This window comes from Variovorax nivicola, assembly GCF_051216475.1.
Taxonomy (GTDB): domain Bacteria; phylum Pseudomonadota; class Gammaproteobacteria; order Burkholderiales; family Burkholderiaceae_C; genus Variovorax.
Map to the genome: position 1 here is coordinate 189,807 of NZ_JBPJZK010000004.1, position 18,082 is coordinate 207,888.

The 18,082-nt window shown below is 67.1% G+C and carries 15 protein-coding genes; 2 read left to right on the plus strand and 13 right to left on the minus strand.

Annotation, left to right across the window (positions count from 1 at the left end):
* Positions 1-12: 12 nt before the first annotated feature.
* Genes rpsH through rplN form a run of 5 tightly spaced genes read right to left on the minus strand, consistent with a single transcriptional unit; the run spans position 13 to position 2,008 of the window.
* Complete coding sequence (rpsH, locus tag ACSFBF_RS17625) at positions 13-408, minus strand: 30S ribosomal protein S8 (protein ID WP_093059395.1); 396 nt, start codon at positions 406-408, stop codon at positions 13-15.
* A 20-nt stretch (positions 409-428) separates the two neighbouring features.
* Positions 429-734, minus strand: a complete 306-nt coding sequence (rpsN, locus tag ACSFBF_RS17630) for a 30S ribosomal protein S14 (RefSeq protein WP_042577476.1) — start codon at positions 732-734, stop codon at positions 429-431.
* A gap of 8 nt (positions 735-742) precedes the next feature.
* The gene (gene rplE / locus ACSFBF_RS17635; protein ID WP_013544114.1) at positions 743-1,282 is read right to left on the minus strand and encodes a 50S ribosomal protein L5; all 540 of its coding nucleotides are present in this window, start codon (positions 1,280-1,282) and stop codon (positions 743-745) included.
* 11 nt (positions 1,283-1,293) lie between these two features.
* Positions 1,294-1,626 (minus strand): 50S ribosomal protein L24, encoded by a 333-nt coding sequence (rplX, locus tag ACSFBF_RS17640; protein WP_435469136.1) that lies wholly within the window; start codon positions 1,624-1,626, stop codon positions 1,294-1,296.
* Positions 1,627-1,639: 13 nt separating this feature from the next.
* Positions 1,640-2,008: a 50S ribosomal protein L14 gene (rplN, locus tag ACSFBF_RS17645; protein ID WP_009124801.1), complete on the minus strand. Its 369-nt coding sequence runs from the start codon at positions 2,006-2,008 to the stop codon at positions 1,640-1,642.
* A gap of 251 nt (positions 2,009-2,259) precedes the next feature.
* Between rplN and ACSFBF_RS17650 the strand changes: the two genes are divergently transcribed.
* Both ACSFBF_RS17650 and proC read left to right on the plus strand, forming a co-directional pair.
* A complete protein-coding gene (locus ACSFBF_RS17650) occupies positions 2,260-3,396 on the plus strand; it encodes an esterase-like activity of phytase family protein (protein WP_435469138.1) in 1,137 nt (378 codons plus the stop codon).
* Positions 3,393-4,250 carry a pyrroline-5-carboxylate reductase gene (gene proC / locus ACSFBF_RS17655; protein ID WP_435469140.1) on the plus strand — a complete coding sequence of 286 codons (858 nt, stop codon included), beginning with the start codon at positions 3,393-3,395 and terminating at the stop codon, positions 4,248-4,250. Before ACSFBF_RS17650 ends, proC begins: the two co-directional genes overlap by 4 nt.
* Before the next feature lie 2 nt (positions 4,251-4,252).
* Here the strand turns inward: proC and ACSFBF_RS17660 are convergent, their stop codons facing one another.
* From ACSFBF_RS17660 to ACSFBF_RS17695, 8 genes are all read right to left on the minus strand, one after another.
* A complete protein-coding gene (locus ACSFBF_RS17660) occupies positions 4,253-4,723 on the minus strand; it encodes a MaoC/PaaZ C-terminal domain-containing protein (protein WP_435469142.1) in 471 nt (156 codons plus the stop codon).
* Between the two features lie 10 nt (positions 4,724-4,733).
* The gene (gene ubiA, locus ACSFBF_RS17665; protein WP_435469144.1) at positions 4,734-5,633 is read right to left on the minus strand and encodes a 4-hydroxybenzoate octaprenyltransferase; all 900 of its coding nucleotides are present in this window, start codon (positions 5,631-5,633) and stop codon (positions 4,734-4,736) included.
* Positions 5,623-6,198, minus strand: a complete 576-nt coding sequence (locus ACSFBF_RS17670) for a Dps family protein (protein ID WP_435469146.1) — start codon at positions 6,196-6,198, stop codon at positions 5,623-5,625. The genes ubiA and ACSFBF_RS17670 overlap by 11 nt, the downstream gene beginning before the upstream one ends.
* Before the next feature lie 93 nt (positions 6,199-6,291).
* Complete coding sequence (locus tag ACSFBF_RS17675) at positions 6,292-7,257, minus strand: LysR substrate-binding domain-containing protein (protein ID WP_093059408.1); 966 nt, start codon at positions 7,255-7,257, stop codon at positions 6,292-6,294.
* 74 nt (positions 7,258-7,331) lie between these two features.
* Positions 7,332-8,579, minus strand: coding sequence for an acyltransferase family protein (locus ACSFBF_RS17680; protein WP_435469149.1), 1,248 nt, complete (start codon positions 8,577-8,579; stop codon positions 7,332-7,334).
* A 172-nt stretch (positions 8,580-8,751) separates the two neighbouring features.
* The gene (locus ACSFBF_RS17685; RefSeq protein ID WP_435469151.1) at positions 8,752-8,973 is read right to left on the minus strand and encodes an MbtH family protein; all 222 of its coding nucleotides are present in this window, start codon (positions 8,971-8,973) and stop codon (positions 8,752-8,754) included.
* 29 nt (positions 8,974-9,002) lie between these two features.
* Entirely contained in the window at positions 9,003-10,322 is a 1,320-nt protein-coding gene (locus tag ACSFBF_RS17690; RefSeq protein ID WP_435469153.1) for a glycosyltransferase, read from the minus strand.
* Between the two features lie 10 nt (positions 10,323-10,332).
* Positions 10,333-17,829: a non-ribosomal peptide synthetase gene (locus tag ACSFBF_RS17695; RefSeq protein WP_435469155.1), complete on the minus strand. Its 7,497-nt coding sequence runs from the start codon at positions 17,827-17,829 to the stop codon at positions 10,333-10,335.
* Positions 17,830-18,082 lie beyond the last annotated feature (253 nt).

Here is an 18,082-nt window from a genome sequence, read left to right on the forward strand (position 1 = left end):
TCGATGTCTCGGTTAGGCGACGTAGCACAGAACTTCGCCGCCGACACCGGTGGCGCGAGCCTTGCGGTCGGTCATCACGCCCTTGGGGGTCGTGACGATCGCAACGCCGAGGCCGTTCTGAACCTGCGGAATAGAAGCACTGGCCTTGTAGACGCGCAGGCCAGGACGGCTCACGCGCTCAATGCGCTCGATGACCGGGCGGCCAGCGTAGTACTTCAGCGAAATTTCAAGTTCGCTCTTGCCGGCTTCGGTCTTGACCTGAAAGCCGTCGATGTAGCCCTCGTCCTTCAGGACTTGTGCGATCGCGATCTTCACCTTGGAAGACGGGACCGACACGGTGGGCTTCGCCACCATCTGCGCGTTACGGATACGCGTCAGCAGGTCGGCAATGGGATCACTCATGCTCATGTTGTTTGCTCCTGCCTGGCTTACCAGCTGGCCTTGGTGACACCGGGGATGTCGCCATTGAAAGCCAGTTCGCGGATCTTGGCGCGGGCCAGACCGAATTGACGGAAGGTGCCACGCGGGCGACCGGTGATTTCGCAACGGTTGCGCTGACGCGTGGGGTTCGCGTTGCGCGGGAGCTTTTGCAGGCCCAGGCGGGCAGCAGCGCGCTCTTCGTCGCTCTTCTTCACGTCGTTGGAAATTGCCTTCAGTTCCGCGTGCTTCGCAGCGAACTTGGCAACCAGCTTGTCGCGCTTGAGTTCGCGCTGGATCAAAGATGCTTTAGCCACAGATCACCTCAGTTCTTGAACGGGAAACGGAAACCAGCGAGAAGCGCCTTGGCTTCTTCGTCGGTCTTGGCCGTCGTCGTGATGCTGATATTGAGACCGCGCAGGGCATCGACCTTGTCGTACTCGATCTCAGGGAAAATGATCTGTTCCTTGACGCCGATGTTGTAGTTGCCACGGCCATCGAACGCACGGCCGGAGATGCCGCGGAAGTCGCGAACACGCGGCAGCGCGATGGTCACGAAACGGTCCAGGAACTCATACATCTGCACGCCACGCAGCGTGACCATGCAGCCGATCGGCTGGTTTTCGCGGATCTTGAAACCGGCGATAGCCTTCTTCGACTTGGTAACCACGGGCTTCTGGCCAGCGATCTTGGTCAGGTCGGCGACAGCGTTGTCGAGAACCTTCTTGTCGGCGACTGCTTCACCCACACCCATGTTGAGCGTGATCTTGGTGAGGCGCGGAACCTGCATCGGCGACTTGTAGCCGAACTTTTCCGTCAGGTCTTTCGCGATCTTTTCGCGATAGTGTTGTTGGAGACGTGCCATGTGAGTACCTCTTAGGCGATCTTGATTTCGTCGCCGCTGGACTTGAAGACGCGAACAGCCACGCGCTTGCCGTCAGCACCCTGGGTGATCTTGATCCCCACGCGATCGGCCTTGCCGGTCGCGGCATTGAAGATCGCCACGTTGGATTGGTGAATGGGCATGGACTTCTCGACGATGCCACCGGTCGTACCCTTGAGCGGGTTCGGCTTGGTGTGCTTCTTGACGATGTTGATGCCCTCGACAAGCACGTGCGAGTCGTCCTTGCGGAGCGACACGGTGCCGCGCTTACCCTTGTCACGACCGGCCAACACGATGACCTGGTCGCCTTTGCGAATCTTGTTCATGGCGTTGTTGTCCTTACAGAACTTCGGGTGCCAGCGACACGATCTTCATGAACTTCTCGGTGCGCAGTTCGCGCGTGACCGGTCCGAAGATGCGGGTGCCGATAGGCTCCAGCTTGGCGTTGAGCAACACTGCTGCGTTGCCGTCGAACTTGACGAGCGAGCCGTCGGCGCGACGGATGCCCTTGGCGGTGCGGACCACCACTGCGCTGTAGATCTCGCCCTTCTTGACGCGACCACGCGGAGCGGCTTCCTTGATGCTGACCTTGATGACGTCGCCCACGCTGGCGTAACGCCGCTTGGAGCCACCGAGCACCTTGATACACAGGACGGATTTCGCGCCTGTGTTGTCGGCCACTTCGAGCCGGGATTCAGTTTGGATCATTTCTTGATATTCCCAACTTGTACCGATGTGCATCCAGGAGGGAGGCACCGCGGTCAGTCTTGGGCCCGTCGTCCATGCCTCGAACCACTCGAGGCACTTCCGCTTTGGGCTGAAAGCTTCGCCTTTTGGAAGCGAAGCCCGCGATTGTTGCACGCACTAATGCCGATGTCAACAACCCCATTACACCATCTCGCGCTGCCACTAGACTCCGGGGCGTGCGCCAGCCCCTGAAATCCCCCTTTCCGCCCTCGTTGCTCCAGCGACGTCACCTGCTGGCGAGCGGGGCCAGCCTGGTAGCGCTGGGCCTGGCTGGCTGCAAGAGCGCGACTCCGAATCCAGACCCTGGCCGGCTGCGCCGCATTGGCGAGGCGCGCTGGCCCCATCGCCTACATATAGAAGGCACCGTGGCCGGCGGCCTCTCCGGCATCGACTACGACCCGATTCGAGGTGAGTACCTGCTCATCAGCGATGACCGGTCAGACCTGGCGCCCGTGCGCTATTACGTCGCCCGCTGGCCCCTCCCACAGGCCATGCAACAGCCCGAGCCAACGGGCGTGGTGCAGCTGCAACGCCCCGGCGGCGGGCCCTGGCCGAACCGGCGCCACGCAGTCGACGGGCTCCCCGTGCCCGACCCAGAAGCCCTGCGGCTGCGCCCGGCGACCAACACCCCGCTCTGGACCAGCGAGGGCGACATCGCCCGCGGTTTCGGCCCCGCGCTGTACGAATCGACCCGCGACGGCCGCTTCCTGCACGAATTCCCGATGCCGGCGATGTTCCAGCCCGACCCGGCCCTGCGCCGCGGCCCGCGCGACAACCAGACTTTCGAAGGCCTCGCCCTCTCACCCGACGGCCGTTTCGCCTGGCTGGCGATGGAAAGCGCCCTGGTCCAGGACGGCCCCGAACCCACCACCAGCGCGCCCGGCGGCCCCTGCCGCTTCACCCGGATCGACCTGGAAACCGGCCAGGCCGACCGCCAGATCGCCTACGTCCCCGACGCCATTCCGCTGCGCCCGCTGATTCCCGGCAGCTACGCCGACAACGGCGTGAGCGAGATCCTGATGCTCGACGCCGACCGTATGCTGGTGCTGGAGCGCGCCTACGCCACGGGTACCGGCAATTCGCTGCGCCTCTACGAAATCGACACCCGCGCCGCCAGCGACGTGCTCGCGGTCGACACGCTGGCACCGGGCAGCCACCGGCCGGCGGCCAAGACGCTGGTGGCCGACTTCGCCGCGCTCGGCCTGTCCCGCCTCGACAACACCGAAGGCATGTGCTGGGGACCGCCCCTGCCGAACGGCAAGCGCATGCTGGTGGTCGTGAGCGACGACAATTTCAATCCGCTTCAAATCACCCAGTTCGCAGCCTTCGAATACGCCGACCGACCATGACCATCGCCGTGACCTTCCTGCCCCGCACCGGCCCCGCGCCGCTGCCCCCCGTCGCCTTCATCGGAGGCGGCAACATGGCCAGCGCCATCATCGGCGGGCTGATCCAGCAAGGCACCCCGGCGGATGCGTTCGAGGTGGTCGAGCCCTTCGAGGAGGCCCGCACGAAGCTGGCCCAGTCCTTCGGCATTGTCGCGAAGGCCGAGGCGGGCGAGGCTCTGTCGCGCTGCGGCGTGGTGGTGTGGGCGGTCAAGCCCCAGACCTTTGCCGAAGCCGCTCGCGCGGTGCGCGACTTTGCCGAAGACGCCCTGCACCTGAGCGTGGCCGCGGGCATTCCGTCCGGCAGCATCGCCCGCTGGTTGGGCACGGAACGCGTGGTGCGCGCCATGCCCAACACGCCCGCGCTGGTGGGCAAGGGCATGACCGGCCTGTTCGCCCGGCCTGGCGTCGAGAGCACCGACCGCTCGACGGTCGCGAAGTTGCTGGCGCCCACCGGTGAACTGATCTGGGTCGACGCCGAACCGGCGCTCGACGCCGTGACCGCCATGTCCGGCTCGGGCCCGGCGTACGTGTTTTATTTCATCGAGGCGATGACCGAGGCCGGCGTCGAGATGGGCCTCACGCCCGACCAGGCCCAGCGGCTGGCCATCGGCACCTTCACCGGCGCCTCGGCGCTGGCGCATAGCGCAACCGAGCCGCCCTCGGTGCTGCGCGAGCGCGTGACCTCCAAGGGCGGCACGACCTACGCGGCCATCACCTCGCTGCAGGCTGCCGACGTGAAAACGCAATTCAAGACCGCGATCCGCGCGGCACAGAAGCGCGCCGCCGAGCTGGGCGAGGAATTCGGCCGCGACTGATTTCAGGCCTCAGGCAGCGCGCGCGGCCCGAGGAAGAACAGCCATTCGGCGGCCAGCGTGACGGTGCCGTCTTCGAGCTCGAGCCAGACTTCTTCCTTCAGCAGAAAGCTGTCGCCGGGCTTGGCTGTCACTTCCGCGATGCGCACTCGTGCCCTGAAGCGCGCGCCCACCGGCATCGGCCGCACGAAGCGCAGGCGGTCGAAGCCGTAGTTGAGTGCATGGTTCGAATCGAAGGGCAGCAGCGTGCGCATGGCTTCGCCGGTCAGCCGGATCAGGTGCGAGACCTGGAAGAAGCCCTGCACGATGGTGCCGCCGTAGCCCGCCTCACGCGCCGCGCGCTCGGGGTCGAGGTGAATCCACTCGCCTTCGCCGTCGCCCGACAGCTCCGAATAGCGATCGACCATCTCCTGCGTGATGCGGTGCCATTCGGAGAAGCCCTCCTGGCCGATCTTCTGCGTCAGTCGTTCCAGCATGCGCGCGCTCTCAGTGAACGGCGTAGCCGGCCACGACGCCGGCAAACACCGTGAAGCCCAGCCAATGATTCAGGCGAAAGGCCTTGAAGCAGCCTTCGCGCGTGCGGTCGCGAATCAGCTGCCAGTGCCACAGCGCCTGCGCCACGGCCACGGCAATGCCAACGTAGAACAGCACGCCCAGCGAACGGCTCGCTCCGGCCCAGGTCCAGACCGCGAGGAAGATCGCGTAGCTCGCCATCACTGCCGCCACGTCGAAGCGGCCGAAGGTGATGGCCGAGGTCTTCATGCCGATCTTGAGATCGTCGTCGCGGTCGACCATCGCGTACTCGGTGTCGTAAGCCAGCACCCAGAACAGGTTGCCCGCGAGCAGCCACGCAGCAAAGACCGGCACGGTGGACTGCACCGCCGCAAAGGCCATCGGAATGCCGAAGCTGAAGGCGATGCCCAGCACCGCCTGCGGGACCGAGACAAAGCGCTTGGCGAACGGGTAGATCAGCGTGATGGCCAGCGCCGCGAATGACCACAGCACTGTCGTGCGATTGGTCGTGAGCACCAGGCCGAAGGCCGCCAGCGCCAGCACCACGCCCAGCCCCAGCGCCTCCTTGACCGACATCGCTCCGCTGGTAACGGGCCGCTGTGCCGTGCGCTTCACATGACGGTCGAAGTCGCGGTCGGCCACGTCGTTGACGCAGCAGCCCGCGCTGCGCATGAGAAAGGTGCCGAGCGTGAACACGACCAGCAGGTGCCAGCCGGGCCAGCCGCCCGCCGCAAACCAGAGCGCGCCCAGCGTCGGCCACAGCAGCAGCAGCCAGCCCGCAGGACGGTTCCAGCGGATCAGGTCGAGATACAACGCAAAACGCCCGCGAGGAGGCGCGGGCGCAGTGACGGGGGGAGCGGGCTCAGTCTTCAAGGAGCGAACGCAGCATCCAGGCCGTTTGATCGTGCACCGTGCAGCGCGCGGTCAGCATGTCGGCCGTCGGGTCGTCGCCGGCTTCTTCGGCGACCGGAATGAATTCGCGCGCAATGCGCGACACGGTTTCGTGGCCCTTCACCAGGATGCGCACCATCTCCATTGCCTTGGGCGGGGTTTGCGGCACGTCGGGCACGGTGGCGATCTTGCTGAACTCGGCGTACGAGCCCGGCGCATAGTGGCCCAGCGCGCGGATGCGCTCGGCCAGCACGTCGGTGGCGCCCCACAGCTCGGTGTACTGGCCCATGAACATCGCATGCAGCGAGTTGAAGTGCGGGCCCGTCACGTTCCAGTGGAAGTTGTGCGTGGTGAGGTAGAGCGTGTAGGTGTCGGCCAGCACGCGGCTCAGGCCTTCGGCGATGGCGGCGCGGTCCTGGCGCTCGATGCCGATGTTGATGATCGGCGCGTTGCGGCTACCCGACTCCTGCGCAACCACCGCGCCGCCCTTCTTGGGCACCTTGCCGGCAGAGGAAGCAGGCGATGATTTTTTCGAGTCTTTGGCCATGGCGGGAGGTCTTTCTTCAATTTGGAGGGGAGAACACCTGAATTCTGAAAGCCGGCACGCGGCTTCGCAACAGCGTGACTCTATCCCAGCGATCTACGACAGGCGCTTGACGCCCGGCAGCTCGCACGCATAGATCGCGTTGCGCAGCGCCGCAATTGCCTCGTAGCGCGTGAAGGTGCGCCGCCATGCAAGCACCACGCGGCGCGTTGGTGGGTCGCGGTCGTGCGCATCGCGCACCGGCAGGTAGCGCACCATCTGCTCGGGCTCCTTGCGGCCCTTGACCTTGGGCTTGATCGCCTCGGCCGGCACCGACAGGCGCGGCACCAGCGTCACGCCCATGCCCGAAGCCACCATGTGCTTGATGGTCTCGAGCGAGGAGCCCTCGAAGCTCTTGCGAATGCCTTCGGCATTGCTGGAGAAGCGCGCGAACTCCGGGCACACCTCCAGCACGTGGTCGCGGAAGCAGTGGCCGGTGCCCAGCAGCAGCATGGTCTCGCTCTGCAGTTCTTCCGAGGTAATCGATTCGCGGTCGGCAAACTTGTGCTTGTTGGGCAGCGCCGCCATGAAGGGCTCGTCATACAGCGGCGCCATTGCAAGGCCGGTGTCGGGAAAGGGCTCGGCCATGATGGCGCAGTCGATCTCGCCGGCGCGCAGCATCTCGAGCAGCTTGGCGGTGAAGTTCTCCTGCAGCACCAGCGGCATCTGCGGCGTACGCGCGATCACCTGGCGCACGAGGTCTGGCAACAGGTACGGCCCGATGGTGTAGATCACGCCCAGGTTCAGCGGGCCTGCCAGCGGATCTTTGCCGCGCTTGGCAATTTCCTTGATGCTGGCCGCCTGGTCGAGCACGCTCTGCGCCTGCTGCACGATCTGCTCGCCCAGCGGGGTGACGGTCACTTCGCCGGCGCTGCGCTCGAAGAGCTTGACTTCGAGTTCGTCCTCGAGCTTCTTGATCGCGACCGAGAGAGTCGGCTGGGAAACGTAGCAGGCCTCGGCCGCCTTGCCGAAGTGCCGTTCGCGGGCTACTGCGACGATGTATTTGAGTTCGGTGAGAGTCATAGCTTGCGTCAATTATGCGCAAGGGTGTGTGACCCGGCAGGCTTGGGGTCTTGGAGAGCGCAGATCCGCTCCTCTCAGGGCCGCGCAACCTGTGCGGCGGGCAGCTGGCGCAGGCCCGATCGCGCGCGCTTGCCTTGCGCGATACCCGGCTTCTCGACCAGGCGGTAGCTGACGACCGAGGCAGCCACGAGCAGCAGCGCGCAAAGAATGCCCACCAGCCAGTACTGCAGCGCGCCGGTCATCGCGAAATCGCGCACCGGCTGTGCCGAGAAGATCAGGCTCAGAACGAGCCCCTGCAGCAGATAGATGCTGTAGCTCACCGTGCTCATGCGCCGGGCCGCGCGCGTGGCCAGCAGGCCGAACAGCGTGCTGCCGCGGCAGACCAGGTGGAAGAAGGCCCAGAGCAGCAAGGCCTGAATGGGGCCGACCATGTGCTCGAACCAGAGGAACACGGCGCCGAGGCAGACCAGGGCGAGCAGCGAAGCCGCCCATTCCGGCAGCCGCAGCCTCACCGTGCTCGTGCCATCGCGCCGGACGAGCCAAGCCGACAGCATGCCCATGAAGAACGACGCCAGCACCCACGCCAGGGCACCGACCACAAGCAAAAGCGTCGGCTGCCAAAGCGAACCGTCCGGCGAAAGCGCGGAGAACGTCAGCACCAGCAGGCACAGCAACAAGACGCCGGCGACGAAGCGCGGCGTCCGCCCGCCGCGCGCGAGCGGCGCCATCAGCCGGAGCGATCCGTAGAACAACCATTCCACGAAGACTGTCCACGTCACGCCCGCGAGGATGAACCTTGTCCCGTCATAGCCGTTGATGTCGGGCTGCATCGGCACGATGCCAAGGGCCAGCCACTGCAGCATCTCGCCCAGTACGGACCAGCCCGGCTCCTTAAGCTCGAACCCGGTTCTCCAGGCGACGATGAGAAACATCAGGCCCACCGCCACCAGGTACATCGGACCGATGCGCCAGAGCCGGCCGATGTAGAGGCTCGTCCAGTCCGGCCGGCCCTTGGCGTCGAGCAATTTCCCCCAGAACAGGAAGCCGGTGATCATGAAGAAGACCGTCACGCCGACCTGCCCGAGCAGGGTGTGGAAGCCCGAGTGTGGAAACGTCCATTCGCCGCGCTCGATGTAGCCGTGGGTCACCATCAGGTGGTGCACGAACACGCTCAGCGCGAGAAAGCCGCGCAGCCCGTCGAGCGTCGCGGTGCGCTGGTCGCGCTGCGGTGGCTCGTCGGCCGCGCGGAAAACCGGTAGCGCCAGCGCACCGAGCACAACCAGTACGAGCACGAAATACGGCCAGACGGACAAGACGCTCATCGCTGGCGCGGCCTGCTCTGTTGTTGCCTTCTTGCTCCAGGCGCCTTCGCAAGAACGCCGACCTCTCCCACCGCCGGCTCGGTGCGTTCCTTGTTCAAGTCATCGGCCGCGGGCGACCGGAACCGCGACGCATACGCCCAGGCAGCGCCGCGCCGATGCAGGGCAAACACCCTCATGCCTTGGCGGCATCGAGATCCCTGGCCGCAAGGGACCGCGGCCGCATGTCGGTCCAGTTCGCTTCGATGAAAGCGCTGCAGGCCGCCCTGTCGGTCGCGGCCAGCGCGACTTCCCAGCCGGCAGGCACCTCGATGAAGCTAGGCCACAGCGAGTGCTGGCCTTCTTCATTGACCAGCACCAGGAAGGTGGCGTTCTTGTCGTCAAACGGATTGCTCATGGTCGATTTCCTTGAAGGGGTTCAGGCGTTCAAGCCATTTCCACGGACTCGGGAGCTGCCTCGCGCAGCGCCACGAGGGCCGTGGTGATTTCGGTCAATGCGTGATGGCGCGCGAAGTCTTCGCGCAGCACGCCCGCACGCTGGCGGTAGCTGGGTTCGCTCAACAGCCTGCGCACGGCGTCACCGATCTGGCGTGCGCTCGGCTGGCCGTTGCCGAGGTTGATGCCCGCGCCCGACCAGGCCACGCGCGCGGCGATCTCGGGCTTTTCCTCGGTGGCTCCGGCCACGACCAGCGGCACGCCCAGGCTCAGCGCATGGTTGACCGAGCCGTAGCCGCCGTTGGTCACCATCGCGTGCACCTTGGGCAGCAGCCGGTCGTAGGGCAGGAACGGCAGCACGCGGGCGTTGGCGGGAACCGCCATGTTCAGCGCGGCCGGCAACGGGCCACCGGTGGTGGCGATGACCTGGACGTCCTTCGCCCCGGCCAGCGCCTGCAGGGTCGGGCCGATCAGCTGCGCCGGGTTCTGGTTGGCCAGCGTGCCTTGCGTGACCAGCACCACCGAGCGGCCGTCGTCCAGTTCGTGCCACCAGTCGGGCGGCGTGAAGTCGCGGCTGGCGGGCGCAAGCAGCGGGCCGACGTAGCGCACCGAGGCGGGCAGGTCGCTGCGCGGGTATTCGAAGGACGCCGCCGTCAGCTGCAGATACAGGTCCGGCAGCTTGACCATGGCGTCGATGAAGAAGTCCGGCAGCGCGGGCAGGCCCGCGCACGTCAGCAGCGCATCGAAGTAGCGCTGCACCTCGCCGAACATCGCCTGCTTGAGGTTGGCGTTCATCGCCCGGTTGCGCACGCGCCCTTCCGGCGTGGACGACGGCGGCAGCGCGGTGCCGAAGAAGGCCGTGTCGCAGCTGGACAACGGCAGCGCCGAGATGCCGATGGCAACGATCGCCGGGCGATGCTCGCGCGGCCCCAGCAGCAGCGGGAAGGTGCCGCAGAACATCGTGTCGACCACGATGGCATCGGCCTCGAAGTTCTCCAGGATCGCGCCCAGGCCGGCCCGTTGCGCGGCCATGGCGTCGGCAAAGAAGTGCTTCAGGCCGAAGCACAGCTGCGCGTGCGCCGACGGCAGGCGCTGGCGTTGCGGAAAGCGCTGGTCGAGCTCCCGGTAGTCGAAGTCGATCGCGGTGTCGAAGGCGGTGAAGCTCGCGCCGGTCGCCTCGGCCTGCGCCCGGAACCGGCTCGCGGTGTGCACCCGCACCTCGTGCCCGAGGTTCACCAGATGCTGCGCGATGGCCAGCATCGGCAACACGTGTCCCGGCAATGCGGTTGCCGCGATGAGATAGCGTGCCATGTCGGGTCTCCTATGAAGCGCTGGTTTCCAGGGCACGGCGTGCCTTGGTGTCGATGCCGAGATCGACGAAGTAGCGCTGCAGCAGCTCGCGGTCCACCGGCCGGATCGCGGCGCCGATGGCTTCGAGCTGCGCATGCGTGGCCGCGCCGCTGACCTGCGGTGGCGTGGCCGAGGTGTCGTAGCGGTCGAGAATCGCCAGCACCGCCGCAAGGTCGCGGTCTTGCCCAACGGCGAGCCGTGCATGCGCACGCTCCAGCCAGGGCTCGAGCCCCACCGGTTCGAGCCGCATGCCGAGCCGTTCGAACACCGGCGGAATGTCGCGCACCCGCAGCGCTTCCTGGCTCATCAGGTGGAACACCTGGCCCCACGATGCCTGCTGGCCTGCAAGGCCGAGGATGGCGCGCGCCACGTCGTCCACCGGCGTCAGGTTGAGCGGCAGGTCCATGTCGGGAATCGCTTCCAGGTCGGCATAGAGATGCGCCACGCGCCAGATCAGGTCGTCGGCGTTGCAGATCGCGTGGGTGTGGTCACCGGTGACTGCCCCCAGCCGATAGATCGCCACCGGCATGCCGCGCGCCTGCGCCACGCGGGCCAGCGCATCGCCGACCCACTTGCTCTGGCTGTAGCCATCGACAAGCCCGCTCCAGGAAGCCAGCGCCGACTGTTCGGTGACGGTGCCGTCCTTGTTGTTCTGGTCGATCACCGCCAGCGTCGAGACGTAGTGCATGCTCTTGGGCCGGCCTTGCGACGTCCACTCGAGCAGCGTGACCACGCTGTCGACGTTGGCGGGCTTCAGGCTGGCGTAGGGATGCAGGAAGTCGACCTGCGCGGCGCAGTGGTAGATGGCGTCGCAGCCGTCGCGCACCAGTTGCACGGCGCTGTCGTCGAGACCGAGCAGCGGCTTGCCGAGGTCGCCGGTCACGACCTTGATGCGCGCGTCGTCCCAGATCGCGCCGAGCTGGCGCTGGGCCAGTGTGAGCTTCAGGCGGCGCTTGCCCGCTTCTTCGTCGGCGGCGCGCACGTGGCAGACCACGCAGGCCGATGTATCGCGCAGCAGCGCGGCCAGCAGGTGGCTGCCGACGAAGCCGCTGGCGCCGGTCAGGAACACGCGCTTCGCTGCGAGCGGCGGCGAAGCATCCTGGCTGCGGATGTGCGCGGGCAGGTCGAGTTCGCGCGACAGGTCCAGCGCCTCGGCCGTGCCGGCAGAGTCGTCGAGCCAGGCGGCCAGCTCGGCGACGGTCGGGCGGTTGTAGACCTCGGCATGCGGAAAGTCCGAGCGCACCTGCTGGCGGACGCGCATGCCGAGCTGGATGGCCATCAGCGAATGCCCGCCGAGCTCGAAGAAGTTGTCGTGGATGCCGACGCGCTCCAGGTGCAGCGTCTCGGCCCAGAGCGCGGCCAGTTGCCTTTCTGTGGGCGTGCGGGGTTCGGCATACGGCGCAGCGGCCTGCTGCTCGGGCGCGGGCAGCGTCTTGCGGTCGAGCTTGCCGCTCTGCGTCAGCGGCAGGAACGGCAGGTGGACGAAGGCCGAGGGCACCATGTAGTCGGGCAGGGCCTTTGCCATGTGGGCGCGCAGCTCGATCGGCTGTGGATCGGCTGCGGCAACCACGTAGGCCACGAGGCGCTTCTCGCCCGGCACGTCCTCACGGACGATCACGGCCGCCTGCGTCACCAACGGGTGCTGCAGCAGCACCGATTCGATCTCGCCCAGCTCGATGCGGAAGCCGCGAATCTTCACCTGCTGGTCGGCACGGCCCAGGAAGTCGAGGCTGCCGTCGGCGCGCCAGCGCACCAGGTCTCCGCTGCGATACATGCGGCTGCCGGGTTCGCCGAACGGGTTGGCGATGAAGCGCTCGGCGCTGAGCAGCGGGCGGTTCAGGTAGCCGCGCGCCAGGCCGCTGCCGGCGATGTAGAGCTCGCCCGCGACACCGGGCGGCACCGGCTGCAGGCTGTCGTCGAGCACGTACACCCGCGTGTTCCAGACCGGCTGTCCGATGGACGGCGCCTCTTCGGCATTCATCGGTGCGCTCGTGCTCGCGCAGATGGTGATTTCCGTCGGGCCGTACGCATTGATCATGCGGCGGCCCTGCGACCAGCGCGCGGCCAGTGCGGCGGGGCAGGCATCGCCACCCACCACCAGCGTCTGCAGGTGCGGGAATTCGCCGTGCGGCAGGGTGGCCAGCGCGGCCGGCGGAATCAGCGCATGGCTCACGGCCTGCCTGTCGAGCAGCTCGGCCAGGTCCGTGCCCAGCAGTTGCTGCGCGCCCGGCACCACCAGCGCGGCTCCGGCGTGGAAGGCCATCAGCAGGTCCATCACCGAAGCGTCGAAGCCGCTGGAAGAAAACTGCAGCACACGCGAGTCGTCGCCGATGGCGAAGCGCTGCGCCATTGAAGCGCCAAGACTGCTCAGGCCCGCATGCGGCACCACCACGCCCTTGGGCAGACCCGTGGAGCCGGAGGTGTAGATGACGTAGGCGGCATCGCGCGGATCGACCGCTCGCGACTGCGCCACCGGGTCGTCCGACTGGATCGCCAGCGCGGCGACCGTTTCGTCGCTGTCGAGCGCCAGGCAATGCGGAATGCCGGCCAGCTCCGGCAGCAGCGATGCATGGGTCAGCACGCCCGCAGGCGCCGCCTCCGCGAACACGAAGGTGCTGCGCCCTGCCATGTGGTTCGGGTCGATGGGCAGGTAGGCCGCGCCTGCCTTCACGATGGCCAAGTGCGCCACGACAAGGTCGAGCGAACGCGGCAGCACCGTCGCGACGATGGCACCGGCACCGATGCCCCGGCCCCGCAGCAGGTGCGCAAGCCGGTTGGCCCGCACGTCGAGCGCGGCGTAGCTGACCGTCGCGTCGTCGAGCACCACCGCAGCTGCATGCGGACGCGCGGCGGCATGCGACTCCACCATGGCGGCCAGCGAGAGCGGCGCGATGTCGAGCGTGCTGCCGCTCCAGTCGGCGAGCAGGCGCCGGTTTTCCTCTTCGCTCAGGATGTCTAGGCTGCCCAGCGCGGCGTCTGGCGCATCGCAAGCCTGCTCCAGCAAGCGCACCAGTCGCGCCGCAATGGCTTCGACGGTGCCGCGGTCGAACAGGTCGGTGCTGTACTGGATGCCGCCGGCAATGCCGCCTGGCAGACCATCGGCGCCACGCAGCTCGTCGAGGATGAACGACAGGTCGAACTTGGCGGTGTCCACAGCCACCGGCTGCGGCGTAATCGACAGGCCGGGCAGGCTGAAGGACAGCCGGTTGCCGCCCTGCTGGAATCCCAGCATGACCTGGAACAGCGGCAGGTTGGCGCCCGCACGCTGCGGCCGCAGCAGTTCCACGATCCGGTCGTACGGGAACTCCTGGTTCGCATACGCGGCAAGGTTGGTGGCCCGCACCCGCGCGACGAGGTCGCGCAGGCCCGGCTGGCCCGAGGTGTCGGTGCGCAGCACCAGCGGGTTGACGAAGCAGCCGATCAGGTCGTCCAGCGCGTGATCGCTGCGGCCGGCGACCGGCGTGCCGATGACGATGTCGTCTCCCGCGCCCAGCCGGTTCAGCAGGCCCGCGAGCGCGGCCTGCAGCACCATGAAGACGCTGGCCTGGCCGTCGCGCGCCAGCTGCAGCATGCGCTCGTGAACATGCTGCGGAATCTGCATCGGCACCACGTCGCCGTGGTAGCTGGGAACGGCCGGGTGCGGGCGGTCGACCGGCAGGCTCAGCCGCTCGGGCAGGTCGCGCAGTGTCTCGCGCCAAAACTCGCGCTGGCGGCCGGCCATGCTGTCGGCATCGTCTTCGCTGCCGAGCAGTTCCTGCTGCCACAGCGCGTAGTCGGCGTATTGCAGCGGCAGCGGCGTCCAGGCCGGCGCCTTGCCTTCGCTGCGCGCGGCATAGCCGATGCTCAGGTCGCGCGCCAGCGGCAGCAGCGAGGCGCCATCGCCGACGATGTGGTGCGTCAGCAGCAGCAGCACGTGCTCGTCGGCGGCCAGCCTGAACAGATGGGGGCGCAAGGGGGCCGTGCTGCCCAGGTCGAAGCCGAGGCGGGCCGCTGCGTGCAGCTGGGCGGCGATTTCGTCTTCGCTGCTGTCGGCCTCGATCAGCAACGCACGCGCCTGCGCGCCGTCGAGGACCTGCTGGTATGGCAGCCCGTCTTCGTTCGGATAGATGGTGCGCAGGCTTTCGTGGCGCTGCACCAGGTCGTCCAGCGCAGCCTGCAGCGCAGCGCGGTCGAGCACACCGGACAGGCGCAGCGCCAGCGGCATGTTGTAGGCCGGGTTCGCGTTCTCGAGCTGGTTCATCAGCCACAGGCGGCGCTGCGCGAACGACAGCGGAATGCGCGCCGGGCGCGGCATCGGCGTGAGGCTGGGCCGCGCCTGCGAGGCCTGGTCCAGCAGTTCGGCGAGGCCGGCGATGGTGGAGACCTGGAACAGCGTGTCCAGCGGCAGGTCGATCATGAACTGCTGGCGGATCATCGAGATCAGCTGCACGATCATCAGCGAGTGCCCGCCGAGCTCGAAGAAGTTGTCGTTGATGCCGACGCGCGGCAGGTGCAGCGTCTCGGCCCACAGCCCCGCGAGGATTCTTTCGGTGGGCGTGCGAGGAGCGGCATAGGGCGTGGCCGCCTGCAGTTCGGGCGGCGGCAGCGCTTTGCGATCGAGCTTGCCGCTCGGGCCGAGCGGCAAGGCCGGCATGCCGACGAAGGCCGAGGGCACCATGTACTCGGGCAGCGTTTGCGCGAGGTGGGTGCGCAGTTCGGTCGGCTGCGGATCGGACGCATCGGCCGCCACCACATAGGCCACCAGCCGCTTCTCGCCCGGCACGTCTTCACGCGCGATCACCGCAGCCTGTGCGACTTGCGGATGCTGCAGCAGCGCCGATTCGATCTCGCCCGGCTCGATGCGCAGGCCGCGGATCTTCACCTGCTGGTCGGCACGGCCGAGAAAGTCCAGGCTGCCGTCGCTGCGCCAGCGCGCGAGGTCGCCAGTGCGGTACATGCGGCTGCCGGGTTCGCCGTACGGGTTGGCGATGAAACGCTCGGCGCTCAGCAGCGGCCGGTTCAAGTAGCCGCGCGCAAGGCCGACGCCCGCGATGTACAGCTCGCCGGTCGTGCCGGGCGGCACCGGCTGCAGGCCGCTGTCGAGCACGTGCATCTGCGTGTTCCAGATCGGGCGGCCAATCGGAACGGTCGGCACACTCTTTGACGACAGCTCGTCTTCAGGCGTGCGCGGGCACTCCCACGAAGTGACGTCGACTGCTGCCTCGGTCGGCCCGTAGAGGTTATGCAGCTCGCACGGCAGGCGCTGCTGGAACTGCGCCTGCAGCGCGGGCGACAAGGCCTCGCCGCTGCAGATCACGCGCCGCAACGAGGTGCACGCGGAGGCCATGGGTTCGAGCAGGAAAACCTCCAGCATCGACGGCACGAAGTGGATCGTGGTGATGCCTTCGTCGGCGATCAGCCCCGCGAGGTACGCCGCGTCCTTGTGGCCGCCCGGCTTTGCCAGCACCAGCGTGGCGCCGTCGATCAGCGGCCAGAAGAATTCCCACACCGACACGTCGAAGCTCGACGGCGTTTTCTGCAGCACGCGGTCGTCGGCCTGCAGGCCATAGCGGTCCTGCATCCAGCGCAGGCGGTTGACGATGGCGCGGTGCGACACGACCGCGCCCTTCGGCTTCCCGGTGGAGCCGGAGGTGTAGATCACATAGGCCGGGTGCGAGGGATCGATCGCGACGGCGGGGTCGGTCTCGGCGCAATTCGCCAGATCCGCAAACGTTTGCGCTACATCGAGCAGAAGTTTCGGGGCGTCGGCCGGCAGCGACTCCGCGAGCGCCGCAGTGGTGACCAGGCACACCGGCCGTGCGTCGCCGAGCATGAAGGCGATGCGGTCCTGCGGAAAGTCCGGGTCGACGGGCAGGTAGGCGGCGCCGGTCTTCAGCGTGGCGAGCAAGGCCACCATCAGGTCCAGCGAACGCGGAATGGCCAGCGCCACGGTGCGCTCCGGGCCCGCGCCGCGTGCGCGCAGCAGGTGCGCGAGACGGTTGGCGCGCCGGTTGAGTTCGTCGTTGCGCATGTCTTCGCCGGCGAAGCGCAATGCGATGCCTTGCGGGTTGGCGGCGAGCTGCGCCTCGATCAACGCGGTGAGGTTGGTGTCGGGCACCGCATGGGCCGTGTCGTTCCACGTCACCAGCAGTTGCTCGCGCTCGCTTGCTTGCAGCAGGTCGATGTGGCCGATGGCCTGGTCGGGCTGGCGGATCACCGCCGTCATGAAGGCGAGCAGCCGGCGCTGGTGATCGGCCAGCTCCTGCGCGGTGTAGACCGCGGGATTGGCATCGAAGTCGATCTGCAGGTCCTGCCCGTTGCCGCGCTCGTACAAAAAGATGCCCAGGTCCTCGGCCGTGCCGTTGGACAGGTTGCGCGGCTTGGCGGCGTGCCCGGCAAAGCGGAAGTCGTAGTCGAAGGGCTCGACGTTGACCACGGTGGTGAACAGCTGCCGGTTGTTGACCAGCATGTTCAGGTCGCTGCGCAGGTGCTCGTAGCGGTACGACTGGTGCCGCAATATCTGCCGCATCTGCCGGCCGACTTCGTTGATGAGCTCCGGCACCGGCAGGTCCGGGCGCATCGCGAGCCGCAGCGGCAGTGCATTCGCCACCATCGCCGGCACGCGGCGCATGCGGTCGTTGTGGCGCGCGGTAACGGGAATGCCGATCACCATGTCCTCGATGCCGGTGGCGCGGTACAGGTAGGCCGCGGTGGTGGCGATCAGGATCTGCGGCAGCGTGGTGCCCAGTTGCTGCGCGATGTCTGCCAAAGCCCGCACGCTGGCGGCCGGCAGGTGCGCGGTCTGGCGCAGCAGGCCGCCGACGTTGACCGAGCGGTGCGAAGCAAGGCTCAGCGGATCGGGCGCGTCGGCGAAGCGTTCCGTCCAGTACTGGCGGTCGCGCGGGAAGCGGCCGGACTCGCGATAGGCCTTCTCTTCCTCGGCCAGTTGCGAGATGGGCGCGATGCGCGAGGCCTCGGGCACTTCGGTGCCGTTGATGCGCGCGGTGTAGACGTCGGCGAAGCGCCGTGCGAGCAGCCCGCCGCCGAAGCCGTCGAGCACGATGTGATGGCTGCGGTGGTACCAGATGTGGCGCTCGGGCGCGATGCGGATCAGCGCGGACATCCAGAGCTGGTCCCGCGCCAGATCATCCTTGCGGCTGAAGTCGGCGTGCATCCACGACTGCGCGGCGGCGACCGGGTCCTCTGCGCCGCTGAAGTCGAGGTAGGGCATTTCGCGCATGAAAGCCGGCGCGACAATCTGGCGCGGCCCCTGCGGGGTGTCGGCAAAGCTCAGGCGCGTGGCCTCGGCTTCTTCGGTCACCTGCCGCATGGCGGCCATGAAGACGGCGGGGTCAATCCAGCCGTCGATCTCGATGGCTTCCGCTAGATTGAAGTTGGTGTCGGGCGAGGCGAATTTCGCGCCGAGCCACATCGCCATCTGACCCGAGGTAAGGGCAGATGCGGCGCCCTGGGGATCGACCGTGCTCATGAACTTCTCCACGTCTTGAATGAATCGGCAGCGATCGAATCCCTCAGGAAACAATCGCAAACTCCGAATCAATGTACAAGCTGTTTCAACAATTTCAGAGACAGCTTTCCGGGTGAAAACATTTCACGTGAAGCTTTGAGCGCGAAAGATTTCATCGGGAAGTGATCACCCGTTTCGCGGTTTCAAGAATCCGAAGCCTTTAGTCCGTACCGCGAAAAAAAAGCCCACGAAAGCATGTTGCGATGCAGCAACT